The organism is Stenotrophomonas sp. CS3K5 (assembly GCF_059515225.1).
Genome location: NZ_JCAKRX010000002.1, coordinates 293,875 through 315,956 on the forward strand (window position 1 = coordinate 293,875; position 22,082 = coordinate 315,956).

Here is a 22,082-nt window from a genome sequence, read left to right on the forward strand (position 1 = left end):
CGCAGAACGGTCCTGCCTGGCTCAGGCGCCGGCGCGCAGGACCAGCGCGTAACCCACCAGCAGCAGTACGCACAACGGAAGCGTGACGAATGAAGCGATCAGCCAGCGCAGTGCCTTGCGCGAGGCCACGGTGGCGGCACCGATCTGGCCGGCGGCCAGCAGTGACGAGGTGCGGTTGGCGTAGACCGTGGCGACGATGCCGAACGGCCAGAAGCCACCGAAGATGCTCAGGATGGCCCACATCAGGTAGTTCTTCGGGGCCGTGGTGGTGCCGGTGGTACGTTCCATGCAGTGAATCTCCGTGATTGGGTCGCGGATTATGTACGGCGCGTACGGCGCTGGAAACGGGCTGAACGCTGAGCAATGGCCAGTCATCACTGGCAGGCGCCAAAGCAACGTCTCGGCCTGCCATTGGTGCCTCCACTACGAGAGGCGCCAAGCCGGTTCTGAATATTCACGTGATTATCATCACGATTTTCCTGAAACTCGCTTTCGATAATCGGGAGCAGCGACGCCGGCCAGGGTGTTGCAGGTATCCCGATCCGTCCGACGTCCGCATCGTCGAGCTACCGACGGCAACTCCCTGGGGGCATGGGGGCGGACAGCGTGAACGTTGATCTGCGTATGCAACGGCTGGCGCGGGGTGCGGCGACGGCATCGCAGCATCACGCAATGAGGCCAGAACGCTACGCATTGCGCGATCGGCTGGTGCAACGGCACCGGGTCGCCATTCGAAAGGGGAGTTTCAATGCACAGGCAAGTCAGTGAGATGTTGCAGCGCGCCTATCGGCCACACCGGTCCCTGCCCGATCTGCTGGGCGCGTTCGTGAGGGAGTTTTCGCAGCATCAGGCCCTGCGCGGTGGGCGCGTGCATCTGCGTGGCACCGGCACCGGCAGCGCGGAGGACGCCGCGACTGCAGCGCCGCCGCAGGCACCCGGTGCCAGCCAACGCGTGCCGATCCGCTACGGCGGGGAGGTGCTGGGTGAGCTGCAGCTGGAGGGAGAGCCCGGCGGTCTGGACAGCCGGGCGCTGGCGCTGGGCGAGCTGTTCGCGCACCGTTGTGCGCATCTGATCAAGCGCTACGAAGCGCAGGCCTGGGCCGAGCAGGCCCTGAGCCGGCCGCTGCTGCTGGTCGGTGCCTGTGACGCGCTGAAGCGGATGGAAGAGTTTGTCGAGCGCGCAGCCGCCAGTCGTCTGCCGGTATTGCTGCGCGGTGAGTTCGGCACCGAGAAGATGGAGCTGGCCGCGGCACTGCACAGCGGCGGGCCGAGACGGCGCGGGCCGTTCGTGGAGATCAACTGTGCGCACCCCCAGGGTGAGCCGGCCGATTGGTTCAGCCGTGCCGGCGGCGGCACCCTCTACCTGCATGAAGTGGATGAGCTGCCAGCCGCTTTGCAGGGCCAGCTTTCGCACAGCATCCGCGGCCTGCAGGCGGCAACGGTCGACGCCGACCCGGTGCACGCCATCCGGGTCATCGCTTCCACCAGCGCCGACCTGGAACAGCGCGTGCGCGAGCGGCAGTTCTCGCGTGCGCTGCTGGCCGGGCTGGAATTCCTCACCGTGGACATTCCGCCGCTGCGCGAGCGCACCGAAGACATCGGTGCCCTGGTGGCGCGCTCGCTGCAGATGCATGGGTTCAACCCGCAGGTCATCGGTGGTGACGTGCTGGACACCCTGCGCAGCCACCACTGGCCCGGCAACCTGCTGGAAATGGAACGGGTGGTGGTGCGGCTGGCGGTGATGACCGGTGGACGCAGCATCCGTCGCGAGGACGTGCTGCGCCACGCACCGGGGCTGGTGGCCAGCGCCGATGCGGCGGCCCCAGTACCGGAATCGCAGGCGATCGACCCGCCTGCGGCCGAGGCCACCCGCCAGGACGACGCGTCGGCCGCGCCGGTGTCGGCACATGAAGGGCTGCATGACGGCCTGAAACGGGCGCTGGCCTATCTGAAGGACCATGCCGCCGAGCCGGTGACCCTGGGCGACCTGGCCCGCCAGGCGCATGTGAGCCAGTCGCACCTGGGGTTCCTGTTCCGCAGCGAACTGGGCACCACCTTCAAACTGCTGCTGCAGCAACTGCGCATCGAACATGCCAAGCAGCTGCTGCGCGGCGGCCAGCGCCTGCGGATCACCGATGTCGCCCTGCAGGTCGGCTTCGGTGACCTGAGCCATTTCGAGAAGAGCTTCCGCCGGGTGGTCGGGGTGAGCCCGCGCAGTTACCGCCGCACGCCGGAGCAATGAAGAAGCCCGGCGCAGGCGGAAGCCTGGCCGGGCCGAGTCACCGCCGCAGCGGGCGCTACCTGGCGTTCGCTTCGGTTGCCCGGCGGACCGCTTCTTCGGCTGCCTCGTCGGCACGCCGCGCCGCTTCGTTGGCGGCCTCGATCGCCTGCTGAGAGACCGCCATCGCCGCGCGGATGCCGGCCTCGCTGGCGGCCATGGCCGCGTCGGCCATCTCCTGCGCGATCTGCATCGGTGTCTTGCCACCCGGGTTGTCCGGGGTGGGTGGTGAGGGCAGCGGGGTCGGGAAGGTCATCGCAGGAACTCCTTCTGGGGCTGGGGATGGGGCGCCGTCGCGGTGGCCGCCCAGGATGTGGCGCAATGCCGCCTGGGCATCGGCCAGGATCTGTTGCGCCTGTTGCCGCGCCGCAAGCCGGCCAGCGGCCACGGCCACACCGGCGGCGCTGGCCAGAGCGGCGGTGGCGGCCGGAACGCCGTCTTCGGGCGCGGCAGGCTGGTCCGGGCTCACACTGCGCCCGCCTCGAAGCCCTGCTCGGCTTCATCGTGGGTGAAATGACGGATACGCCGATAGTCCTGCAGGGTGATGACGTTGTCCTCCACCTGCACCCGCGCCTGTTCCTTGGAACCATCGATCGCAAACAGCAGGCTTGCCCCATCCTGGCCAAGCTGGCCACGGGCAACCGGGTGTTCATTGAGGAAGACCTGCGCGCTGCGCAGCTGCCGCCGTGTGGCCTCGCGCAGGCGCTCACCGTCCGGCGGCAGCCCCGAACCATCGTTGAGGAACAGGGCGACCTGTTGCGCCGCCAGCGAGATGCGCGCGTAGCCGATCTGGCGGTTCGCGGCCAGGGTCTCGGCAATCGCCGCGCGCACCTGGTCCGGCGACGGCAGGCTGGGAAGCTGCGGTCCATCCAGGTAACCGAACAACATCGGCAGCAGCGTCTGCAGCGCATGCGTAGCGCGCTCCATGCGCAGTTCGCTGCTGCTGCCGGTCGGGTGCACGCGCTGGTAGAAGCGATAGTAGTCGGCGAACTCGATCGGCCTGCGCGCATGCAGCAGGGCGAACCGCGCGGCCTCGGCCTGGGCCTCGGTCGCCTGGCCCGCGCTGCCCTGCTCAGCGGCCAGCTGGTACAACGCCAGCGACTCACGGAAATCGAGCTGGCGCAGCAGCGGCGCATCGCCGGCGTCGACGGCCACCAGGAACGGGCGGAAGGCCTCCAGCTGCGTGTTGCTCAGCAGACCGTGGCGGGTCAGTACCGCGTGAGTCTCGTTGACGAGCGGGCTGCTGGACGGGCCCATTTCAAGCTGGCGCAGCACATCCAGTTCGTCGTTCCCCAGGCTGAGCAGCTTGATGGGGCTGACCTGCAGGCCAGCCTGCGGCAACCACGTCATGCGCGAACCATGCAGGCCCTGCTGTACGCCGTCCAGCATCGTGCCTTCGTCGGGGAACATGTAGCGATGCTCGTGGGAATCGATCGCCCATTGCAGCCAGTAGTGGCCGCCGTCGATGAAGTGCAGCACGCGCCGGGTGCGTGGACCGAGCTGGCCGAGGTGAGGAATGGAACGACCGTCAATGAAAACGCTCATGCGTGGCTCTCCTTGCGGCCCTATGCGGCCGGAAAATCCTTGAGGACGGTCGCAGCCGCACTGCCGACCCGTGTGAAGTCGTCGGTAGCCCCTTGCATCATGGTCTGCGCCTGGGTCAGTACCCTCGCATACTTTTCGTCTCCCGTCGCCAGGTACTGGGCCATGGCCACACCGGCGGCGGTGGTGGCGATGGTGGAGACGTTGCGAAGCGCATCGGCGGCGTCCTGGACGGCGATCGCCGCCGACTGCGCGACCGACTGGTAGGCCTTGCCGGCACCGCTGGTCTTGACCACGGTGCTGGCCATGGTGGCCGTCTGCACCTGGTTGATCACATCGATGACCTGGGCGTTGACGTTGCTCGGGTCCATACAGGCTCCTTGAGGGGCGGTGGGCGGCCGGACGCATCCGGCGCGGCGTCACGCGGCGGGATCAGTGCCGTCGCTCGCCGGGGTGGAAGGGGAGTCGGGCGCGGGGTCCTGGGCGGGACCCGCTGCCGGATCCGGACCGGGCGTGGAGTCGAGCGCAGGGCCGGGCGCGGGCGCCGCGCCTTCGCCTGCAAGCTGTTCAAGCGTGTGCAGGCTGGCGGTGGCGGCCGCAGCGTCGGCGGTGGCACCGTGGGTCTGTGCCTGCAGGACGCTGATGGCGGTCTTTCCTTCTGCGGTGGCCGCGGCGATTACCGCCGTCGGCGAGGGTGGGGCCGGCACCGGGCCGGGCAGCGGGATCACGTTCGGTGGCGGGGGCGGTGCCGGCGCGGGCGGGGGCGGCGGTACCGGCCACGGCGCGTTGATCATCTTCGCGCAGGCGGCGGTCACCGCCGCCGAGCTGACCATGCCGGCGCCCTGCTGGCGCGCGACCGCGTTGTGCATGGCCGTGCCCAGGGTCTCCAGCATCACCATGTCCAGCATGCCGAAGGCCTGCGCCGGCGCCTGGCCGACCAGCAACGTGGCGGCGGCGCTGACGCTGTCGACGATCTGGCTGTTGACCGTGTTGTCACTGCTCATGATGGAACGGCTCCCTTCTGGATGATCAGGGCCAGGACCTGGGCCAGGCTCGCGCCGGCGGTCACCTGGCCACGTTGTTGGTTCGCCACCGCGTTCTGCATCGCCAGGCCGATGCTGTCGGCCATCGCCAGGTAGGTGGCGGACATCGCAAACGACGGGGCAAGGCCGATCGCCAGCGCGGACCCACTGCTGGTGGCATCCAGCAGGTAGCCGATGGCAGGCGGCGCGGCCATCAATCAGGGGCCCGGCGTGACGCCACCCGGGGCGGGGGCGCGGTGGGCGACGTCACGCCGGGCCAACACGTCAGCGCAGGCCCAGGATTTCGCGGGTGGCCACGCCATTGGAGGCGGTGTCGATCGCATACAGCGTGGACACCCCCTGGGTGGTCGACGCCTGCATGGTCACGTAGGACTGCTGCTGGTTGTTGGTGGCGTTGTGGGCGGCGTTGGACAGCGCCTGGCTGGTGGCCACGAACAGGTTGCCCATTGCGATCGCCGGCGCATCACCGAGAACCTTGGTGTTGACCTGCGAGACCGAGTCGGTGATCTGGCTGTTGACGGCGGTGGGAAATGCCATGATGAAAGCTCCTTGGATGGACTGCACTACAGGAACGGAGATCGACGACATTCAGCTGGATCAGCCGAGGATCTTCCGGGTTGCGGCGCCGGTGGCGCCGGTATCGACGGCATAGAGCAGGGCCACGCCCATCGTGGTGGCCGCCTGGGCGGTGACATACATCTGCTGCTGGGCCAGCGTCGCGTTGTGGGCGGCATTGGCCAGGGCCTGGGCGGTGGCCTGGTACAAGGTGCCCATCGCCGTGGCCGGTGCCACGCCCAGCATCTGCAGGTTGGCCTGGGTGACCGAATCGGTGACCTGGTCGTTGACGGCCGTGGGAAACGCCATGGATCAGCTCCTTGCCTGCCGGCGCGTTACGCGCCGAGGATCTGCTTGGTGGCCACGCCGGTGGTGGCCGTGTCGATCGAGTACAGCGTGGCCACGCCCATGGTGGTGGCTGCCTGCGCGGTCACATAGGACTGCTGCTGCGCGTTGGTCGCGTTGTGGGCGGCATTGGCCAGCGCCTGCGCGGTGGCCTGGTAGAGATTGCCCATCGCCACGGCGGGGGCGTCACCCAGCACCTTGGTGTTGGCCTGGGTGACCGAATCGGTGATCTGGTCGTTGACAGCGGTCGGGAATGCCATGTCTTGCTCCTTTGGGTTGGCGGGTCAGCGGCGGGACGACGGATCAGGAACCCAGCCCGCGCACGCGGGTGCTGAGGATTTCCTTGCTGGCCACAGCGGTGGTGGCGGTATCGATCGAGTACAGCGTGGCCACGCCCATGGTGGTCGCCGACTGCGCGGTCACGTAGGACTGCTGCTGCGCGTTGGTGGCGTTGTGGGCAGCGTTGGCCAGCGCCTGTGCGGTGGCCTGGTAGAGATTGCCCACTGCCACGGCGGGCGCATCGCCCAGCACCTTGGTGTTGGCCTGGGTGACCGAGTCGGTGATCTGGTCGTTTACCGCGGTTGGAAATGCCATGTGCTGCTCCTGCGGAAAGTGGAAGTGCGGGGTAGTCACGGTGCGTTGGGGGGAACTGCCTGTGCTTCACCGTGGGCCCAGCGTAGGAAATGACGACGCCGCCGGATTGGCGGAATCGACGAAGAATGCGGGGCGATCCCCGTGAAGGCGCGGCCGGGATGCGGCGGATCTGCTGATCGGCACCGTCGATGCCGCGGGGCAGGGGGCCGTGCGCCCCCTGCCGGTGCAGCGCAGGGGCTGCTAGAGCATGTACGGGATCTTGAACGCCAGGGTGAAGTCGGGTGCATCCGGCGTCAGGCCGATGCCCAGCAGCGTCACCAGGGTGGTGTGCTGGTTCAGCGCATAGGTCACGCCCAGGTTCAGCGACGCGGCGTTGGCGTCGCTGCCGATCACCTTCACCCACTGGCCGCCCTCGAAGCGGGTCGAGGCGCGGGCGCTGATGCGGTCGCTGAAGGACAGGCTGAGGCTGGTGCGCTCGTTGAAGGCGAAGGCCACGCCCGCGCCGAAGTACACCGAACCGCCCAGCTTCACTTCACCGGGATTGACCGTGTCGGGGTTGCTGTCGATATCGTCGAAACTGCGCGCGAACGAGTGCACGTAGCCCACATTGGCAAACAGGATGGCCGGATCGGCGGTCTTCACCATCGACAGGCCCAGGTTGGCCTGCCAGACGCCGTTGCCGGTGGGTTGCTCGCGAGGCACCGCGAAGCGGATGTAGTCATCGTCATCGCGTTCGATCACTTTCCAGTCCAGGCCATACGGTGCGCGCCCGGTGGGGGCGGTCACCCCTGCGGTGAGCACGGTTTCCGGGCGCCAGCCACGCTCCCCGAACAACCGGTAGTTCGCACTCAGGCCGATGTCACCCAGGCCATTGCCGTTGGTCTCTTCCTGGGCGATCGCCGCCGCCGCGCCACCGGCACCGCCTTTCTGGTAGACAGTGCGTCGCGCCAGGTACGGCACGTCCAGGTTCAACGTCAGGTTCGGGCTGACGCCCCAGCGCGCCGCCAGGTTGTAGGTGAGCGAATCGGACTCCACGTTCTCGATGGCGATGTTGCCCAGGAAGATCGCATCCAGCGCCAGGAAGCCGTTGAGGGTGAGCTGCTTGCGATCGTAGCGCGCGTAAGTAAGGCTGTTTTCGAGGGTGAAGCGACGCGAGAACAGCGCCGATTGCTGCTGCTTCACATCATCCACGCTGCGTCGCGATTCCTGCTTGGCCTGCTGTGCCTCGGCGGCAGTGCTGGCATAGCCTTCACTGCTGGGAGGAACGGCGGCGGCCGCGGCCTGTGCCAGCGGCGCCGCAGGAGCGGCGGCGTCCGGCCCGGCCCGGCCCGCCAGGCGGGCCTGCATCGCCTGTACCTGCATGTCCAATTCGCGCAGCCGTCGCACTTCCTGGGCGTAGTTGCTCTTCAGCTGCTCCAGCTGGTTGGCCAGTGCCTGCACGTCGGCGCCGTCGTCGGCGCCAGCGCCGGGTGTGGGCGGCGCGGCAAGCGCGGTGCCTGCCAGCGCCGCCAGCGCCAGCGGGGTGATCCTCAGTAGGGTGTGCATGTTCGTGCCCTGCGTTGTGACTCGCTTCCCCCAATGCCGGGCCGCTGTTACTGGCCCGGCCCCATGCCGCGGTTCAGTGCAATCGCCTGGGCCACGTTCTGGCTCAACGGCAGGTTGCCACCCGCGGTATCGCGTACCAGCTCCAGCCGCAGCTGGTTGCTGGCGCTCTGGCCATCGCCCACCAGGGCAATGCCCTGGCCGACACTGCCGTTGCGTATCCACTGCTGCACCAGGCCCTGCCCATCCACCTGCAGCAGCAGGCGCGCCTGGTTGCCATCCAATGCCGCAGTGGCATTGATGCCGGCCTGCTGTGCGCTGGCCGAATGCGCGCCGTCGGTGAAGCCGGCGGGCACGGCGCCATCGCGCACGGTCAGCGTGGTCGCATTGCGCGCCACGTTGCCGTCGCCGGCCACCTGTACGCTCTGCACCAGTCCGCTGGCATTGGCCAGCCCGCTGCTGTCGATGCTGCGGCCGGAGGTGTCCGGCAGCGGCGCATCGGCCGCGGTGACCTGCACGCTGGGCTGGAAGCTCAGCCGGGGGGCGCCGCCGCCGCGGAAATCCATGCCCAGCGTCAGTGCGCCCTGCAGTGCGGCGCCATTGCCGGCCTGCCACTGCGACACCATGGTCACCCCGAACCAGGCCACCGTGTTGCCGCCCACGGTGTAGCGCCCCCGCATCAGGTTCAGTTCCGGGTCTGGAATCTCGGTCAGGCCACGGCCGGGGGCGGCCTCCGCTGCCCGGATCGGCAGGGCAGGCGTCGCCAGCAGAAGGGCCATCCAGCAACATTGACGAAACATGTGCATGCCTCCTTCAGAACAGATCGGCGTGGCTGAAGCCGAAGTCGACCAGTTCCGCATCGGTGATCGGCCCCTGCCGCGCGTAGAGCGCGCGTGCACTGGGCCGTTCGCTGGGTTGCAGCAGTACGGTGTTGCGGTCGAAATCACTGCCGATCACCACGAACACGGCGCGTGATGGCCAGGCCGCCAGAAAGTCGGGCAGGGCCAGGCTGCGATTGCCGAGAATCGGGTCGGCCACCTCCACGTAGCCGTCGCGCACCTGCTTGAGCACCACGAAGTGGCGGAAGCCGCGCACATCCATCAGCACCAGGCCGGGAACGCGCAGCGTGCGCAGCCGCGCCTCGTCGATGCGATAGCCACGCCCGCGCATGCCCAGCGACTCCACGTAGCGCTTGATGTCCAGCAGCGAGAAGCCGCGCTCGGCTACCAGCGCAGGATCCGATACCCCCATCATCCCTTCGATCACCGTCGCTTCATCGGTCTGCAGGTGGTAGGCATGGCGCAGGATGGTGGCCAGCGCCGCCGCACCGCAGCTGTAGTCAGTGTGCTGGCGCACCACGTTGCGGTAGCGCCGCTCCTGCATGCTCTCCACCTTCTGCTGCAGCAGCGCGCCGTTGGGCAGCACGCCGCTGAAGCGCACATCGCCCGCCCACGCCGGGCCCGTGCCCAGCAGCAACAGGGTCATCAGCAGCAACCACGCGCGGCAACCGGACATGTCGTTCTCCGTCAGCAGGGGGGAGCCCCTGTTCCAAGGGGGAGGAGGAACAGGGGCTCCCGGGGACCCGGCCATTGGCGGACGGCCGGGGTGTTGCGCTTACTCGCCGTTGCCACCACCGCCGCCCGTACTGGGCTGGGCGACCGCCAGGGCGAGGCTGTTGGCCTGCAGGTTGCCGGTGCCGGCGGCCACGTTCACACCGATGTTGCCGGAGGCGCCGGAGAACGCACTGCCCGACAGTGCCGAGGTGTTGGTCGCATTGACATTCACCCAGCGCGTGGTGCTGACCGTGCCGCTGAGGCTGGCGTACAGGTCGGCCACCCCCAGTTCGACGAACTGGCTGGTGCCGCTTTCACGCGTATCGAAGCCCAGGCCGCCCACCCCCGGCCGGTTGGGGTTCATCGTGGCGTTCTGGATCTCGTTGTCCAGATCGATGTGGCCGGTGCTGTTGCCACCCGGGTGCGGCAGATCGCCACTCCACGTATCCAGGTAGTAGTTGGCCATCTGGTAGGCGTTGCCGGTGCCACGGTAGGTGCCGGCGCCGTAGGCCAGGGTCAGGCCACTGACGCCACCGCGCATGCCGACCTGCACCGTATCGGTGTAGGACTGCACGAAGCCGGCATTGCTGACCGTGTTGCCGGTGGAGACCTGGTTGGAACTGATGCTGGACTGGGCAACGGCGGTGGTGGCCACCGATGCGGCCAGTGCGTTCTTCTGCTCGTTGTTGTTGCCCGAGGCGATGTTCACCCCGATGTTGCCCGACGCGCCGCCAAAGGCATTGCCACCCAGCGCCGCGGCGTTGGTCACACCGGAGTTCATGGTGGCGTTGCCGAAGCCGGCCTGGTTGACGAACACTTCGGCGTCGGCCATGCCGAAGCTGAAGGAGGCGTCGGCCGCCGACAGCGAGGCCGCGTTGTCCTGCGCATTGTTGTCGCCGGAGACGACGTTGAAGCCCAGGTTGCCCGAGGCACCGGCGCCCACGCTGTCACCGATCGACGCACTGTTGGTGACCAGGCTGTTGCTGGTGGCGTTGTTGCTGATCGACTGCCGGTTGTCGATAACCGCGATCGCGGCCGAGTCCAGGTCGATGTCGCCACTGATGCTCGGATCACCGGAGAAATTGACGTCGGTACTCAGGCGCAGGTCCTTTTCCAGGTTCACGTCGACGCCGTGGTTGTTCTTTTCCTTGCGTTCGTCGGCCTGGATGTTGCTGTGCTTCTGTACGTTGACATTGACGGTGCGGTTGCGCACGTCGTTGTCGGTGTGGTTGTGGGTGTCGTTGCGGGTCTCGCTGACGGTGTGGTTGTGGTTGATGTTCGCGTTGGCGTTCTGGTTGTCCCAGCCATTGGCCGCAGCGGCGGTCGAGGCAGTGGCAATCGCCATGGCGAGCATGGTCTGTTTGACGGTCGCTTTCATGGTGCCCTCTCTCTCATCGGATGGTGCATCGCTTGGGTGGTTGTCACGGGCGGTCCTGCACGACCAGGCCCAGTACGTTGGCCGTATCGTTGCCGCTGCCCGCGACCTGATTGAGTTGCAGGACTCCGTCGAATCCCCGCAGCGCGGTGCTGGCTACACCGGCGCTGCGGGTGCCCGTCGCAACGCCGCGACCGGCGTCGTCCCGCCCCCCTGCCAACGCGGAACCTTCGGCGGCCAAGGCCGTGTCGTCGGTTTCGCGTATGCCCTGTCGGGCCAGCGTCGCGCTGACGACGTTGAGCGTCGTGTTGGCGATGCCGCTGGCCTGGTTGATTGATGCGATGCCGCTGGCGCCCGCCAGTGCATCGCCGCCGATGTCGGCGCGTGCATGCAGCGGCGCCGACAGCACGCGGTTGCCGCCTTGGACCTGCTGCGCGTTGATGGCCACGTCGGCGCGCGCGCCGCTGGCGATGCCGCGCAGATTGCCCTGCAGGTTGAGATCGCCGGCGGCCTGGTTCACCGCGATCGCGCCGTTGGCGCCGGCCAGGGCGCGGCCGTCGATGCGGGTCACGTCGAGGTAGGCCAGCATGCCGGTGTAGTCATCGGCGTGTGCCTGCAGCGGCGCCAGGGCCACCATCAGCAGCGGCCAGCAGTGGCGTTTCACTTGCCACCTGCCGGGGCCGGGCCCTGCAGCGGGAACTGCGCAAGCGCACCGCGGACGGTATCGCCGATGCCGCGTGTGCTGTTGCCGACCGCGCCCAGTGGACCGCTCATGGCGCCACCGAGGCTGCTGCCGAGCATGCCCTCGCTGCTGCGGCCGAGCGTGCCGCCCAGGGCCTGCTGGGTCTCCCGCTCGACGGTGGTGCCGTGTGGCGCTGCAGGCCCGGCGCTGCGGCCGGCGCCCATGCCGGCGTAGTCTTCCTCGCTGAGTTCATCCATTCCGCCGCCTGCGGCTCCGGTGCCCAGTGAGGTGGCAATTTCGCGCTGGGGCTTCGGGTCGGCGATCAGGGCCATGCCCGGCGGGGCCATCCGGTATGCCGGCCGCGCCGCCACATCGCGCAACAGGACAATTTCGCCCGGCTGCGCCTTCACCCCCTGGCGGGCACCGGAGGCGCCGACGCCTGGGGCAGCCGACAACGAGGCCAGCGCCAGTGCGGCTGCCAGGCTGCGAATGAGGGTAGTGCCGTCCATGCCGATCTCCCGCGGTGGGTGCGGCGGAGGGACGCATCAACCGTGCCAACTTCACGAAGCCCGCCCGCCAACAGATGGCCACGGCGCGCGCGCCCGGGGTGGCGCCAGGGTGTTACAACCGTGTGGGAAAAGTGTTGGGATTGCGCAGCACCAAGTGCCGCAGGGCAAGGCGGGGCGCGGCCTGTCGCATTCCTGTTACAGGTGCGGCCGCCGACTGCAACGGTGCCGCTTCAGCTGGCGAGATCTTGACGCGGCGCTCATTGCGCAGCCGTTTAGCGCAGCGCTAGGATCCGCCAGACAAAGGCCGCCGTGGTGGCCGTTGGAAGTCCCGGTGGGGGGGCGGCACGCCGGTGATTGCTCGACAGTCCGCCGACGGTGTCCGGTTGCTGGGGGAAGCATGGCGGCGGTCCCGGAAGCTTCTACATCGCGTTGCGTACTCTGGTTTGGTGAACCGCTGGCGATTGAGCGCAGTGCGCTGGCGGCCGCAGGCTGGTACGTGCGCAGCATCCATCCTGATCCGGGCATGGCCATCGGGCTGCGCGGGCGTGACCGGCTGCTGGCCGTGCTGGACCTTCGCCACCTGGATGCAGCCGCGTTGCAGCTGCTGATGCCGTGGATCGAGCAGCACCAGCATCTGCCCTGGCTGGCGGTTCTGCCGCCCAGCGCAGGTGCGATGCCGGCAGCGTGGCTGCCGTTGCTGCAGCACTGCCTGGCACGCTTCACGCTGCCATTCGGGTTGCAGGATCTGGTCAGCGCGATGCGCCAGCAGTTCGATGCGGACCAGCCGCCCGCTGAGGCGGGGTGCAGCGGTCAGGGGCCGCGCGCCCTGATCGGCGAGAGCCCGGCGCTGCATGCGGTGCGCACGGTGCTGCACAAGTTTGCTCCGGTGGAGCTGCCGGTGCTGGTGACCGGTGAGACCGGCACCGGCAAGGAACTGGCCGCACACGCGCTGCACGCGCTGTCGGGGCGCGCGGGCAAGCCGTTCATCGCGGTCAACTGCGGGGCGATTCCGGCCAATCTGGTGCAGTCGGAGCTGTTCGGTCACGAGCGCGGCTCGTTCACCGGCGCCGACAAGCGGCAGATCGGTGTCTTCGAATCCGCGCAGGGCGGCACGGTCTTCCTCGACGAAGTGGGGGACCTGCCTGCGGAGGCGCAGACCAGCCTGCTGCGGGTGCTGCAGGAAGGCACCTTCGAGCGGGTCGGCAGCAGCCAGCCGTTGCGCGCCGATGTGCGGGTGCTGGCCGCGACCCACGTCGAACTGGAGCACGCGGTGGCCCACGGCCGCTTCCGCAGTGATCTCTATTACCGCCTCAACGTGCTGCGCTTGCTGATGCCGCCCTTGCGCGAGCGTGGCGCCGATGTACAGCTGCTGGCCGAGCACTTCCTGCGTTGCTTCCGCCTGCGCCATGCCGTCCGCGCGCGTGGCTTCTCGCCGGCGGCGATCCAGGCGATGCGCCGCTTCGACTGGCCCGGCAATGTCCGAGAGCTGCTGAACCGGGTACAGCGGGCGGCGATCATGGCCGAGGGCGAGCTGATCAACGAGCGTGATCTGGAGCTGGGCGCACCGGTGCAGGTGCTGCCCGGTGCGGTGCTGCACGATGCGCGCGGCCAGGCCGAGCGTGATGTGCTGCTGCAGACCCTGCGCCAGACCGGTTACAACGTGTCCGAATGCGCCCGGCAGATGCAGATTTCGCGGGTGACGGTGTACCGCCTGTGCCGCAAGCACCGGCTGGAGCTGCCTGCGCAGCGCTGATCAGTCCGCGGCCCTGTGCTTGAACAGTCGAAGCGGTTTGCCTGGGACACGTTCGATCACGCCCTTGGCTTCCAGGTCCAGCTGCACGGCCTTCAACCACCATCCGGCCGTTGCACCGGCCGGGAACAGCGATGCGGGCAGCCCCGGCAGCAGCGCCTGCTTGGCCTGCGCCACCGTCATCCCCGGCGGTTGCTTTGGCAGCGCGTCCAGCAGGGCATTGCGCATGGCCATGTACTTGGCGCGATCCACGCGCTGGGTGTGGCCGGGCGTGGTGATGCTCTCGATCTCGATCCGCCCGGACTCAGCCATGAGGGTCTTCGGCGATCTCGATGCGCGGACTGCGCAGGCCCATGGCGATCCATGCTTTCATCAGGCGGGCGTAGAAGCACAGGGAGCGGGTCTTCAGGTTCGGCACATCGTTGGGAAGGGCCGAGGAATCGGGAAGGTCACCGACCATCGTGCGCATTTCCACGGCCGGTCTTGCCGATGCGGGCCAAAGCAGTCCGTACAGGCTCAGCCAGTGGCCGCCGCTGAACTCCAGGAACAGCGGTGTGTTGCAACAGCGTGCCAGCACGCGACGACTGCCGCCCTGGGTCGATGGCCGGAGCGCGCTCAGCAGGGAGTGCCCTGCGTCAATGCTGACGCGATCCTTGCGATGCATGACGAACAGCGTCTCGCCATGCAGCCCCAGCACCTCGGGGGCGCCGGGCCGCGACTGCAGCTGCACACCCGCCCTGCGGCAGCTGTCGCAGCAGCATTCGACGGTGGCGATGGGACTGCCTGTGACGGTCAGGCGCACCTGGCCGCAGGCGCAGGCCAGCAACTGTTGAGACGGCATCTGCATCTTCTCCTGGGGTGTTCACCTTCTCGACGAACCGCCATGCCAGACATCGACAACAGCCGCCTTCAAGGCGGCTCGATGCGGTAGCGGACCCGGTACAGGTCCAGCCCTTCGCCACCGGGACGTCGTGCTGAGTAGGTCAGCGTGCGGGGGTGCGAACCATCCAGCATGGCGCCGTAGCTGTCGCCAGTGGGTTCGTTCACCGGCGAGGGCAAGGGCTGGCCCGCGCCGTAGCGGCCGCCGTATGCGGAGGCGATGAACTGGCGGACCGGTGCCTTGCCGAAGTCCAGGGCGCGCGCGAACACCACCGTGTGGCCATCGTCGAGGAAGGTAGCATCGAACTCCTGCGCGGCGGTGTTGATGTCTCCTGGCAGCCGCCGCGCAGGCGCAGCCTTCCCGTCCTGCATGCCGGCGCTGTAGAGATCATGTCCACCGGCGCCGCCCGCCCGATCGCTGGAGAACAACAGCGTACGACCGTCCGGCGAGAGCATCGGCGCGAACTCGTCTGCTGCGCTGTTCACTGCGGACCCCAGATTCTCGGGGTGGCCGAAGCGGCCGTCGCCATCCATGCTGACCCGGTACAGGTCGTCACCGCCCTGGCCGCCTGCGCGGTCCGAACAGAAGTACACCGCGCGCCCGTCTGCAGAGAATGCGGGATCGAAATCACGCCCAGGCGTGTTGAACGGCGCCGGCGTCGCCGGTCGCCAGCGCTCTCCATCGCGCCGCGAGATCCAGATGTCATGGCCGCCGGGACCGCCGGGGCGGTTGCGGCTGAACCACAGCGCGGTGTTGCCGTCGGGGCTCAACGTCAGCCGCACCTCGTCATAGCGCGTGGATGCAACGCCGGGCGCGAAACGTTCGACCGGATCGAGGAACTTCAGCACCCGGGAGGGTGAGGGCACGAGCACCGTCGATGCCAGCAGCACCGTGGCCAGCAGCGCCTTCATGCCTGTCGCTCGAAATCGCTCACCCAGTTGGTTTCCCAACTGCGTCCACCATCGATGGAGGCGGCCTGCTCCCAGCGCGCCGACCGTGGGGTGATGCGCGACCAGACCACGCGTGTCTGCACCGCGTGACCGTTGTGCTGGTCTTCACCGAAGAACCTTCCGACACCGCGCTCGAAGGCGCCTCGCAGGGGGGCGCCGATCCGGGTGGGTGCGCGACCATCCAGCCACCAGCTCAGCCAGTGCCGCCTGCGCGCGTTCCAGGCGCGGATGCCCATTCCGCGCACTGGCGCGGCAGGCACGTCCATCAGGTTGTCGCCCACGTTGCCGTACCCGCCCAGTACCGGCCAGTTGTGCAGGGTTCCGTTGAAATGCTCCCAGGCATCGCTGCCTACCAGGCGTGCACGCAGGCGGCGATGGTGGACGTTCCAGTGGCCCACCAGGAAGTCGAAATCAGCCGGGGCATCGGGTAGCGTCGAAAGGGGAGCTGGTGCCGCAGCGGTTCGGCGGAACCAGTTGCGCCAGTTGATCTCCCAGTGCATGCCTCCATCGGCGGAGAAGGCCTGCTCCCACCACGGTTCCTTGCCATGGATGTCGTGCCAGCGGAACCGCACGTCGATCGGCCTTCCGTCGAGCCGATCGGTGCCATGGAAGGTGCCGCCGTTTGCGTCGAAGCGCCCCCGTACGGGCGGCTCGATGCGCCCAGGGTTGCGTCCATCGATCCACCAGATCGACCAGGTGGATGACACCGGATCAAAGGCGCGCACGCCGAGGCCGCGATAGGCGCCTGAAGGCAGAGCCATCACGTTGTCATCGATGGTTCCCCGTCCGCCCAGGGTCAGCCAGACCGCACTGCTGCCAGCGAAAGACTCCCAGCGCGTATCGCCCACCAGGCGCTCCTTCAGCCGCTGGTGGCGTACCTGCCAGTTGCCCTGCAGCCATCGCCAATCCTCGGCGGGGCCTGCGGGCGCGGTGCCGGAGGGCAGCGCACGGGTGGCCGCTGCGATGGCCAGGGAGGCCAGGAACTGCCGTCGATCCATGTGCGTGATCCTGCGCCGAAGATGCCCCATGCTTGCGGTGGCAGGGGGGGATTGACCACACAGGTATCGGGGCTCAGGCTAAGCCACACTTATGGTGAACCAACGCCAGCTGCCATCGCTTGTCGCCATCCGCGCCTTCGAGGCGGCGGCGCGGCTGGGCAGTTTCGCCCGTGCCGCCGAGGAACTGGACACCAGCGCGGCGTCGGTGAGCTACCACGTACGGCGGCTGGAGGCGCAGACGGGCACCTGCCTGTTCCTGCGACATGCGCAGCATGTGGAACTGACCGCAGCCGGTGCCAGCGCCGCGCAGGAGGCCACACGGGCCTTTGATGCGCTTCGTGCCGGCTTCATGCGTGCGGCGGGCATGGATGCGTCGCATCTGCGCCTCTCCGCGCTGCCGACACTTGGTACCAGCTGGTTGACGCCGCGCCTGGGCAGCTTCCGCGCGCGCCATCGGCAGATCGTGCTGGAACTGGACCTGTCGGCCGAGCCGCAGGACCTGGCCGCCGGGCGCTTCGATGCGGCCATCCGCAACGGGCATGGCCAGTGGCCCGGGCTGCAGGCCACGCCGCTGTTTCCCAGCATTTTCACTCCGCTGTGCGCGCCCTCCCTGCTGCCTGCGGCTGCGGATCTTGGACGTCGGGTATTGGATGTTCCGCTGCTCGGGCGGCCCGACTGGTGGGCCCTGTGGTTTGCCGCGCACGGGCATATTCCGGCGCCAGCGCCGGAGAGCGTGGTCAGCCCGTTTGCCGCCGAGCATCTGGATATCGGGGCTGCGATTGCGGGGCAGGGCATCGCCCTGGGGTCGCCGATCCTGTTCCAGGCCGAGCTCGACAGTGGACGCCTGCTGCAGGCACATCCGGGCGTGGCCAGCGACGGGCGCAGCTTCTGGTTCGTGGCCCCGTCTGCACGTAGTCGCAGCGGAAAGGTCTGCGCATTCCGTGACTGGCTCGGCGAGCAGGCTGACCAGGCCCGGCGTGCGGCACGCCAGCACCTGGCCCGCGCGGTGATGCCATGAGCCAGAGCCCGGAACTGCTGCGCCGCCTGCTGCGTGCCAAGGACCGCATGGACCGTGCCAGCCACGAAGACTGGCCGGTCTCGCGCCTGGCCGAGGTCAGTGCGGTGTCGACCGCGCATTTCGCGCGGGCCTTCAAACAGGCCTTCGGCCTGCCGCCGCATCGTTATCTGCTCAGCCGCCGCATCGAGCGGGCGGTGGCGCTGCTGCGCGAGACCGATCTGCCGGTCACCGAGATCGCGGCGCAGACCGGCTGGGCCAGCCTCGGCACCTTCGGCCGGATCTTCCGTGACATCACCGGCGACAGCCCAGGCAATGTGCGCCTGCGCGAGCGGTCCGGCCATGCAGGTGCCGATCACGTTCCCGAATGCCACGCCCGCGCCGCGCAGCGCCCGGACCTCAACATCGCAGTTTTGGAGAAGCGTCGCCGCCAGGCGGTTGCTAACGTGGACTCCACCTGAGGGAGGTCCCATGACGAACACCGTGAACACGGTCGGCCTGTATGTACGCGACCAGGATGAAGCGCTCGATTTCTACGTTGGCAAACTGGGCTTCGAAGTCCATAGCGATGTCCGCAACGGCAGCTATCGCTGGCTGACTGTGCGCAGTCCCGGCCAGGACGGATTCCAGCTGGGCCTGTTCGTGCCCGGACCGCCGACCCACGATGCGGCGACGGCACTGTCCCTGCAGCAGCTGGTGGCCAAGGGCGCGATGCCGCCGCTGGTGCTGGCCGTGGAGGATTGCCGGGCGCGCCATGCGCAATGGCAGGCGCAGGGCGTGGAGTTCACCCAGGAACCGATCGAGCGCTTCGGTGCGATCGATGCCGGATTCCGTGACCCCTCCGGCAACGGCTGGAAGATGATTGAAGCCCGTTCCGAAATGAGGCAGCGGCAATGAGCCGCGGCAGCTGGTCGCGACCGGTGCATCGCTGGACCTCGATCGTGTTCACTGTGGCGGTGATCGCCAATTTCATCGCCCGAGGCCTGGGGCAGGGGGAGCCGGCGGCGTGGATCACCTATTCGCCGTTGCCGCCGTTGTTCCTGCAATTGTTCACCGGCCTGTACCTGTTCGCGTTGCATTACGCAGGCAGACGGCGCAGCACCGCGCCCGGTGCTGCGGGGTGATGCAGGCTCAGGCCGCAGCGTCGGCGGCGTAGGAAGCCAGCAGCGCCGGAAGATCCTCCATGCGTTGGAAGATCACCTGCGCACCGGCCGCACGCAGTGCCTCCGGCGTGCTGTGGTGCGGGCCGCCTTCGCTGAAGCCGAACACGGTGGCACCGGCCGCAACGCCGGCGGTCGCGCCGGTCACGGTGTCTTCGATGACCGCGCAGCGCTTCGGGTCCACGCCCAGCGCGGCCGCGGCGGCCAGGTAGACGTCCGGGTGCGGCTTGGTGTTCGGCTGGTCCTGGCCGCTGTAGACGTGGCCCCCGAAGGCGTCGAGGATGCCGACCTTGCCCAGCTGCAGCTGGACCTTGTGCAGGTCGGCACCGGAGGCGCAGGCAATACGCCCGCCGGTCGCTGCGGCGATCGCGCGCACCGCCGCCGGCGCGCCCTGGATGGCTTGCAGGTCGCGTTCCAGTGCGATGTTGCGCTGCTGGCGGAATTGCTCCAGCCATGCCTCGGTAAACGGCTTGCCGGTGCGTTCTTCGATCAGCCCGGCCAGGTGGGCCACCGACTGGCCGAGGAAGACCTCGCCGGCCTGGGCCGGGGTCAATGGCCAGCCGCGCTCGGTCAGCATTTCCGAGAGCACGCGGGCCACCAGCGGCTCGGAATCGACCAGCACGCCGTCACAGTCGAACAACACGGCATCGAAGGGGTAGGGGGACATCTGAAGCTCCTGGAACAAGGCTGCGCTGCCATGACCGGCCATTGTCCCACAGCGGCCGAAGCCGGGCATGCGCTCAGGGCCGCATGCCCGGATGCCGCCCTTGCGCCGTTCAGCCCAGGTCGCAGCCGGCCGGCTGCGGCCAGGTGGTGGCCGGCAGCATGTTCTTCAGCGAGGCCGGTGCGTTGATGGCCACGTAGCTGGCACCCAGCAGCTCCTCCAGATCGGCGATGGTCACCAGGTAGCTGTCCAGGCTGCCCAGGTTGGCTTCATTGGGGATGATCCAGCTGATCGCCTTGGCGGTACCGGTGTTCGGGTCGCGGGTGATGATCGTCTTCCAGAAGAACTCCGGCGTCGGAATGCCATGGCTGGCCAGGAAGTAGTCGTTGGCGGCATCGCCGTAGACCACGCCACCGTAGACGTCCACCGGCGCGATGTCGCGGTAGCACTCGGCCACATTCTCGGCCTTCACCCAGATGCCCTGGTTGAAGCTGGACACCTGCGGAACGATGTTGGTCATGTAGTTGGCGCGACGGATGTAGGTCGCGTTGTAGTCCATGTGGTTGGAGGTGACCAGATGGCCGCGGTCGTAGCCGGACTTGATGCTGGCGTAGGAGGCGGTACTGTTCTGGCCCAGGCAACCGGCCGGCAGGTCCGGGTCCTTGTAGAAGCTGGACGGCCGCGCCGCCGAACCGGTGTCAGCGGTGAGCGTGTATTCGTAGCGGGTGGCGCTGTGGATGCTGCAATCGTAGGTCAGCACGAAGCCGCCCTTGTTGAGGGTGACGACCTGGGCCTGGGTGGCGCCGGCGAAGGCGCTGAGGACGAACGCGAAGACGAAGCTTGCAAGGCGCATTGCAGTTCTCCAGCAGAAGATTCAGGGCGCAGCGGTCCACCTCGCCCTGGCCGTAGCCAGGTCGTTGGGGAGGCACTGCGGATGCGGAATGCGGGTGCTGCCGATTGCGGTGGAGCGTGACCGCGGCGAAGCGGCCAGACCGGCCGCGCGGTGCCACAAGCGTCACAAGCTGTCGTCTTTCGGTCAACGAGGAAAAGGCGAACCTGTGACAGTGCGCAAGCACTGGCGACGTGTCAGATCAGGCGATGGGTGGGTGAAATGCGCGCGTGCTAAGGCCCGGCATTGCCTGCCGAACAGATCAGGGCTGCGCCTTCAGCATGTAGTCGCCAGCGCGTGCACCGGCCACCACCGCCCAGCCCGGCGCGAGCTGCAGCGACCACCCGTCACCCTGCAGAAGCGGCCCGCCCGTTGCCGGGGCCTGCACGAGCACGGCTTTCCAGTCGCTCTGCATCAGCGCACCGTCGGTCACCTGCAGCGTGCCCCAGTCATCGGTCAGGCGCAGCGTCGGATACACCGCGCCGCTGCCCGGCAACGGCTGCACGCTGTTGGGGTCGAACTGGATGCGCATGCGGCGCAGATCCAGCCGCAGCACCGGCCCGGTCACGAAACGCGCGTGGTTGCGTTCAATCTGTGCCTGCCGATGCTGCGCGCGCAGCGTTTCAGCGCGGTGAAGCGCTGCACCGTCGTAGCGGTTGGCCGCCGCGCGCATCGCCGGTTCGTCCAGGGCTGGTTCGATGCGCGACGCCTGCGCAAGCAGCGTACCGAGATCGCGGGCGTGCTGGCCGAGCGCGCTGCGCCAACGCGGTGCGGCCTGGTCCAGCAGCAGGCCGTAGGCCGGGCCGGTGGCATAGGCGAACGATCGGACGAAGCTGCGGTCGTCGACGTGTGCGCGAAGATCGTGCAGCGCGGCCTCGATACGTGCGGCCGGTGTCGGATTGCCGACCCGCACGCCGGTGTATTCAGCCAGGCCCTCGTTCAATTCCAGCGCCGCTTCCTCCTTCGCGGCCGCGGGGAAACGTCGATGGCGCTCGGCCCGGAAGGCGAGGGCGTCGCTCAGCGCGACGCGTCGGGCGTCGCCGTCGTTGGCCGACAGTGCGGCGGCCAGTGCGCGCCATTCCAGTTGCAGCAGATAGCGCCCATCGAGGGTGTCGAGATGATCATTACCGCCTTCGGCCGGCCTGGCGATGGGTAGTGCCGGCTGCAGGCGATGGAACATCTCGTGCGCCAGCAACGTGCGGCGCCGCGCGTCATTCTGTGGCAGTGGCCACAGCAGTTGTGTCCAGCGTTTGCCGGACCAGTCGATGGCGGTGTTGGCCACCAGTGCATCGGGGGGCAGCTGGCCGACGAAGACCGCGCCACGCGCGCTCAGGGCGCCCTGTGCATCCTGCTGCGATGCCTTCAGCTCACGGCTGGCGGCATCGACCAGCATCATCGGTCCACAGAGCGATGCGCCCCACAGCGCGCCGTCGTCAGCGCGACACAGCGCATCGGCTTCCCTGAAAACAGCATGCGCCGCAGCATCGGCCATCGGTGTTTCAACCGCGCCCGCCCGCCCGATCACGCAAGGCAACAGGCACATCAGTGCGTAACGTCGCAACTCCATGGCATCCCTGCATCGGTGTGTGGCGTGCGCGCATGGTAGCGGTTGCGGCCGATCGCCGTTGGCGGGGCGATGGCGCCGTCCATACCCGGGCGTACAGCGGGGCGCCGCGCCGTCGTGCGACAAAAACTGTGCGACACGTCAAATTTTAGGGTAGTGTCGGGGTCGCTGCCGGGGACGCAGCGAGGTGTGCA

General features: G+C 68.2%; 29 protein-coding genes. 6 read left to right on the forward strand and 23 right to left on the reverse strand.

Annotated elements, in window-relative coordinates:
- Nucleotides 1-21: 21 nt before the first annotated feature.
- Nucleotides 22-288 carry a CD225/dispanin family protein gene (locus AC5YGJ_RS03890; RefSeq protein ID WP_496185787.1) on the reverse strand — a complete coding sequence of 89 codons (267 nt, stop codon included), beginning with the start codon at nt 286-288 and terminating at the stop codon, nt 22-24.
- 460 nt (nt 289-748) lie between these two features.
- On the opposite strand from AC5YGJ_RS03890, the gene AC5YGJ_RS03895 reads away from it, so the two are divergent.
- Nucleotides 749-2,242 carry a helix-turn-helix domain-containing protein gene (locus AC5YGJ_RS03895; RefSeq protein ID WP_496185788.1) on the forward strand — a complete coding sequence of 498 codons (1,494 nt, stop codon included), beginning with the start codon at nt 749-751 and terminating at the stop codon, nt 2,240-2,242.
- Between the two features lie 55 nt (nt 2,243-2,297).
- Here AC5YGJ_RS03895 and AC5YGJ_RS03900 read toward each other — a convergent pair whose 3' ends face one another.
- The 15 genes from AC5YGJ_RS03900 to AC5YGJ_RS03970 all read right to left on the reverse strand — a co-directional run bounded on the left by AC5YGJ_RS03900 (nt 2,298) and on the right by AC5YGJ_RS03970 (nt 12,018).
- Complete coding sequence (locus tag AC5YGJ_RS03900; protein WP_496185789.1) at nt 2,298-2,747, reverse strand: hypothetical protein; 450 nt, start codon at nt 2,745-2,747, stop codon at nt 2,298-2,300.
- Nucleotides 2,744-3,823: a hypothetical protein gene (locus tag AC5YGJ_RS03905; protein WP_496185790.1), complete on the reverse strand. Its 1,080-nt coding sequence runs from the start codon at nt 3,821-3,823 to the stop codon at nt 2,744-2,746. The genes AC5YGJ_RS03900 and AC5YGJ_RS03905 overlap by 4 nt, the downstream gene beginning before the upstream one ends.
- A 20-nt stretch (nt 3,824-3,843) precedes the next feature.
- A complete protein-coding gene (locus AC5YGJ_RS03910; RefSeq protein ID WP_107230628.1) occupies nt 3,844-4,191 on the reverse strand; it encodes a hypothetical protein in 348 nt (115 codons plus the stop codon).
- Nucleotides 4,192-4,239: 48 nt separating this feature from the next.
- Nucleotides 4,240-4,824, reverse strand: coding sequence for a RebB family R body protein (locus tag AC5YGJ_RS03915; protein ID WP_496185791.1), 585 nt, complete (start codon nt 4,822-4,824; stop codon nt 4,240-4,242).
- Entirely contained in the window at nt 4,821-5,057 is a 237-nt protein-coding gene (locus tag AC5YGJ_RS03920) for a RebB family R body protein (RefSeq protein ID WP_107230626.1), read from the reverse strand. The genes AC5YGJ_RS03915 and AC5YGJ_RS03920 overlap by 4 nt, the downstream gene beginning before the upstream one ends.
- A 70-nt stretch (nt 5,058-5,127) precedes the next feature.
- The gene (locus tag AC5YGJ_RS03925; protein ID WP_005416651.1) at nt 5,128-5,400 is read right to left on the reverse strand and encodes a RebB family R body protein; all 273 of its coding nucleotides are present in this window, start codon (nt 5,398-5,400) and stop codon (nt 5,128-5,130) included.
- Nucleotides 5,401-5,460: 60 nt separating this feature from the next.
- Nucleotides 5,461-5,727, reverse strand: a complete 267-nt coding sequence (locus AC5YGJ_RS03930; RefSeq protein ID WP_496185792.1) for a RebB family R body protein — start codon at nt 5,725-5,727, stop codon at nt 5,461-5,463.
- A gap of 26 nt (nt 5,728-5,753) precedes the next feature.
- Nucleotides 5,754-6,023, reverse strand: a complete 270-nt coding sequence (locus AC5YGJ_RS03935; protein ID WP_005416649.1) for a RebB family R body protein — start codon at nt 6,021-6,023, stop codon at nt 5,754-5,756.
- Between the two features lie 43 nt (nt 6,024-6,066).
- Nucleotides 6,067-6,357 (reverse strand): RebB family R body protein, encoded by a 291-nt coding sequence (locus AC5YGJ_RS03940; protein ID WP_005416648.1) that lies wholly within the window; start codon nt 6,355-6,357, stop codon nt 6,067-6,069.
- Nucleotides 6,358-6,597: 240 nt separating this feature from the next.
- Nucleotides 6,598-7,902, reverse strand: a complete 1,305-nt coding sequence (locus AC5YGJ_RS03945; protein WP_107230624.1) for a transporter — start codon at nt 7,900-7,902, stop codon at nt 6,598-6,600.
- Nucleotides 7,903-7,949: 47 nt separating this feature from the next.
- A complete protein-coding gene (locus AC5YGJ_RS03950; protein ID WP_496185793.1) occupies nt 7,950-8,699 on the reverse strand; it encodes a hypothetical protein in 750 nt (249 codons plus the stop codon).
- 13 nt (nt 8,700-8,712) lie between these two features.
- Nucleotides 8,713-9,414 carry a C39 family peptidase gene (locus AC5YGJ_RS03955; protein WP_107230622.1) on the reverse strand — a complete coding sequence of 234 codons (702 nt, stop codon included), beginning with the start codon at nt 9,412-9,414 and terminating at the stop codon, nt 8,713-8,715.
- Between the two features lie 99 nt (nt 9,415-9,513).
- Entirely contained in the window at nt 9,514-10,830 is a 1,317-nt protein-coding gene (locus tag AC5YGJ_RS03960) for a FapB/FapC family functional amyloid domain-containing protein (protein WP_249843939.1), read from the reverse strand.
- A gap of 43 nt (nt 10,831-10,873) precedes the next feature.
- Nucleotides 10,874-11,464: a FapB/FapC family functional amyloid domain-containing protein gene (locus tag AC5YGJ_RS03965; protein WP_249844989.1), complete on the reverse strand. Its 591-nt coding sequence runs from the start codon at nt 11,462-11,464 to the stop codon at nt 10,874-10,876.
- A gap of 23 nt (nt 11,465-11,487) precedes the next feature.
- Nucleotides 11,488-12,018, reverse strand: a complete 531-nt coding sequence (locus AC5YGJ_RS03970; RefSeq protein WP_496185794.1) for a FapA family amyloid fibril periplasmic chaperone — start codon at nt 12,016-12,018, stop codon at nt 11,488-11,490.
- Nucleotides 12,019-12,415: 397 nt separating this feature from the next.
- Here AC5YGJ_RS03970 and AC5YGJ_RS03975 point away from each other — a divergent pair, with 397 nt between their 5' ends.
- Nucleotides 12,416-13,771, forward strand: coding sequence for a sigma-54 interaction domain-containing protein (locus AC5YGJ_RS03975; protein ID WP_496185795.1), 1,356 nt, complete (start codon nt 12,416-12,418; stop codon nt 13,769-13,771).
- On the opposite strand, the gene AC5YGJ_RS03980 is transcribed toward AC5YGJ_RS03975, so the two are convergent.
- The 4 genes from AC5YGJ_RS03980 to AC5YGJ_RS03995 form a co-directional block, all read right to left on the reverse strand.
- Nucleotides 13,772-14,080, reverse strand: a complete 309-nt coding sequence (locus AC5YGJ_RS03980; protein ID WP_249843942.1) for a DUF6958 family protein — start codon at nt 14,078-14,080, stop codon at nt 13,772-13,774.
- Nucleotides 14,073-14,615 (reverse strand): GFA family protein, encoded by a 543-nt coding sequence (locus AC5YGJ_RS03985; protein ID WP_496185796.1) that lies wholly within the window; start codon nt 14,613-14,615, stop codon nt 14,073-14,075. The genes AC5YGJ_RS03980 and AC5YGJ_RS03985 overlap by 8 nt, the downstream gene beginning before the upstream one ends.
- A 62-nt stretch (nt 14,616-14,677) precedes the next feature.
- Nucleotides 14,678-15,559 (reverse strand): TolB family protein, encoded by an 882-nt coding sequence (locus AC5YGJ_RS03990; RefSeq protein ID WP_496185797.1) that lies wholly within the window; start codon nt 15,557-15,559, stop codon nt 14,678-14,680.
- On the reverse strand, nt 15,556-16,596 hold the full coding sequence (locus AC5YGJ_RS03995) for a hypothetical protein (protein WP_496185798.1): 1,041 nt from the start codon (nt 16,594-16,596) through the stop codon (nt 15,556-15,558). The genes AC5YGJ_RS03990 and AC5YGJ_RS03995 overlap by 4 nt, the downstream gene beginning before the upstream one ends.
- A 91-nt stretch (nt 16,597-16,687) precedes the next feature.
- On the opposite strand from AC5YGJ_RS03995, the gene AC5YGJ_RS04000 reads away from it, so the two are divergent.
- The 4 genes from AC5YGJ_RS04000 to AC5YGJ_RS04015 are packed head-to-tail and all read left to right on the forward strand — an operon-like array spanning nt 16,688 to nt 18,735.
- Entirely contained in the window at nt 16,688-17,614 is a 927-nt protein-coding gene (locus AC5YGJ_RS04000; RefSeq protein ID WP_496185799.1) for a LysR substrate-binding domain-containing protein, read from the forward strand.
- Nucleotides 17,611-18,072, forward strand: a complete 462-nt coding sequence (locus AC5YGJ_RS04005) for a helix-turn-helix domain-containing protein (RefSeq protein WP_249843947.1) — start codon at nt 17,611-17,613, stop codon at nt 18,070-18,072. Before AC5YGJ_RS04000 ends, AC5YGJ_RS04005 begins: the two co-directional genes overlap by 4 nt.
- Before the next feature lie 10 nt (nt 18,073-18,082).
- Nucleotides 18,083-18,508 (forward strand): VOC family protein, encoded by a 426-nt coding sequence (locus tag AC5YGJ_RS04010; protein ID WP_496185800.1) that lies wholly within the window; start codon nt 18,083-18,085, stop codon nt 18,506-18,508.
- Nucleotides 18,505-18,735, forward strand: a complete 231-nt coding sequence (locus tag AC5YGJ_RS04015; protein ID WP_309340851.1) for a hypothetical protein — start codon at nt 18,505-18,507, stop codon at nt 18,733-18,735. The genes AC5YGJ_RS04010 and AC5YGJ_RS04015 overlap by 4 nt, the downstream gene beginning before the upstream one ends.
- A 7-nt stretch (nt 18,736-18,742) precedes the next feature.
- On the opposite strand, the gene AC5YGJ_RS04020 is transcribed toward AC5YGJ_RS04015, so the two are convergent.
- From AC5YGJ_RS04020 to AC5YGJ_RS04030, 3 genes are all read right to left on the reverse strand, one after another.
- Nucleotides 18,743-19,438 (reverse strand): HAD family hydrolase, encoded by a 696-nt coding sequence (locus AC5YGJ_RS04020; RefSeq protein WP_249843950.1) that lies wholly within the window; start codon nt 19,436-19,438, stop codon nt 18,743-18,745.
- A gap of 109 nt (nt 19,439-19,547) precedes the next feature.
- Nucleotides 19,548-20,288 carry a DNA/RNA non-specific endonuclease gene (locus AC5YGJ_RS04025; RefSeq protein ID WP_496185801.1) on the reverse strand — a complete coding sequence of 247 codons (741 nt, stop codon included), beginning with the start codon at nt 20,286-20,288 and terminating at the stop codon, nt 19,548-19,550.
- A gap of 298 nt (nt 20,289-20,586) precedes the next feature.
- Nucleotides 20,587-21,891, reverse strand: a complete 1,305-nt coding sequence (locus AC5YGJ_RS04030) for a hypothetical protein (protein WP_496185802.1) — start codon at nt 21,889-21,891, stop codon at nt 20,587-20,589.
- Nucleotides 21,892-22,082: the final 191 nt, after the last annotated feature.

Bases quoted from the DNA above. Each gene is read 5' to 3' on its own strand.
- AC5YGJ_RS04030 (WP_496185802.1), bottom strand. From the start codon at position 21,891: ATGGAGTTGCGACGTTACGCACTGATGTGCCTGTTGCCTTGCGTGATC.
- AC5YGJ_RS03920 (WP_107230626.1), bottom strand. From the start codon at position 5,057: ATGGCCGCGCCGCCTGCCATCGGCTACCTGCTGGATGCCACCAGCAGT.
- AC5YGJ_RS04025 (WP_496185801.1), bottom strand. From the start codon at position 20,288: ATGCGCCTTGCAAGCTTCGTCTTCGCGTTCGTCCTCAGCGCCTTCGCC.
- AC5YGJ_RS04010 (WP_496185800.1), top strand. From the start codon at position 18,083: ATGACGAACACCGTGAACACGGTCGGCCTGTATGTACGCGACCAGGAT.
- AC5YGJ_RS04000 (WP_496185799.1), top strand. From the start codon at position 16,688: ATGGTGAACCAACGCCAGCTGCCATCGCTTGTCGCCATCCGCGCCTTC.
- AC5YGJ_RS03955 (WP_107230622.1), bottom strand. From the start codon at position 9,414: ATGTCCGGTTGCCGCGCGTGGTTGCTGCTGATGACCCTGTTGCTGCTG.
- AC5YGJ_RS04020 (WP_249843950.1), bottom strand. From the start codon at position 19,438: ATGTCCCCCTACCCCTTCGATGCCGTGTTGTTCGACTGTGACGGCGTG.
- AC5YGJ_RS03995 (WP_496185798.1), bottom strand. From the start codon at position 16,596: ATGGATCGACGGCAGTTCCTGGCCTCCCTGGCCATCGCAGCGGCCACC.
- AC5YGJ_RS03990 (WP_496185797.1), bottom strand. From the start codon at position 15,559: ATGAAGGCGCTGCTGGCCACGGTGCTGCTGGCATCGACGGTGCTCGTG.
- AC5YGJ_RS03930 (WP_496185792.1), bottom strand. From the start codon at position 5,727: ATGGCGTTTCCCACGGCCGTCAACGACCAGGTCACCGATTCGGTCACC.
- AC5YGJ_RS03985 (WP_496185796.1), bottom strand. From the start codon at position 14,615: ATGCAGATGCCGTCTCAACAGTTGCTGGCCTGCGCCTGCGGCCAGGTG.
- AC5YGJ_RS03970 (WP_496185794.1), bottom strand. From the start codon at position 12,018: ATGGACGGCACTACCCTCATTCGCAGCCTGGCAGCCGCACTGGCGCTG.
- AC5YGJ_RS03950 (WP_496185793.1), bottom strand. From the start codon at position 8,699: ATGTTTCGTCAATGTTGCTGGATGGCCCTTCTGCTGGCGACGCCTGCC.
- AC5YGJ_RS03980 (WP_249843942.1), bottom strand. From the start codon at position 14,080: ATGGCTGAGTCCGGGCGGATCGAGATCGAGAGCATCACCACGCCCGGC.
- AC5YGJ_RS03945 (WP_107230624.1), bottom strand. From the start codon at position 7,902: ATGCACACCCTACTGAGGATCACCCCGCTGGCGCTGGCGGCGCTGGCA.
- AC5YGJ_RS03935 (WP_005416649.1), bottom strand. From the start codon at position 6,023: ATGGCATTCCCGACCGCTGTCAACGACCAGATCACCGATTCGGTCACC.
- AC5YGJ_RS04005 (WP_249843947.1), top strand. From the start codon at position 17,611: ATGAGCCAGAGCCCGGAACTGCTGCGCCGCCTGCTGCGTGCCAAGGAC.
- AC5YGJ_RS03960 (WP_249843939.1), bottom strand. From the start codon at position 10,830: ATGAAAGCGACCGTCAAACAGACCATGCTCGCCATGGCGATTGCCACT.
- AC5YGJ_RS04015 (WP_309340851.1), top strand. From the start codon at position 18,505: ATGAGCCGCGGCAGCTGGTCGCGACCGGTGCATCGCTGGACCTCGATC.
- AC5YGJ_RS03940 (WP_005416648.1), bottom strand. From the start codon at position 6,357: ATGGCATTTCCAACCGCGGTAAACGACCAGATCACCGACTCGGTCACC.
- AC5YGJ_RS03895 (WP_496185788.1), top strand. From the start codon at position 749: ATGCACAGGCAAGTCAGTGAGATGTTGCAGCGCGCCTATCGGCCACAC.
- AC5YGJ_RS03965 (WP_249844989.1), bottom strand. From the start codon at position 11,464: ATGGTGGCCCTGGCGCCGCTGCAGGCACACGCCGATGACTACACCGGC.
- AC5YGJ_RS03910 (WP_107230628.1), bottom strand. From the start codon at position 4,191: ATGGACCCGAGCAACGTCAACGCCCAGGTCATCGATGTGATCAACCAG.
- AC5YGJ_RS03915 (WP_496185791.1), bottom strand. From the start codon at position 4,824: ATGAGCAGTGACAACACGGTCAACAGCCAGATCGTCGACAGCGTCAGC.
- AC5YGJ_RS03905 (WP_496185790.1), bottom strand. From the start codon at position 3,823: ATGAGCGTTTTCATTGACGGTCGTTCCATTCCTCACCTCGGCCAGCTC.
- AC5YGJ_RS03890 (WP_496185787.1), bottom strand. From the start codon at position 288: ATGGAACGTACCACCGGCACCACCACGGCCCCGAAGAACTACCTGATG.
- AC5YGJ_RS03975 (WP_496185795.1), top strand. From the start codon at position 12,416: ATGGCGGCGGTCCCGGAAGCTTCTACATCGCGTTGCGTACTCTGGTTT.
- AC5YGJ_RS03925 (WP_005416651.1), bottom strand. From the start codon at position 5,400: ATGGCATTTCCCACCGCCGTCAACAGCCAGATCACCGACTCGGTCTCG.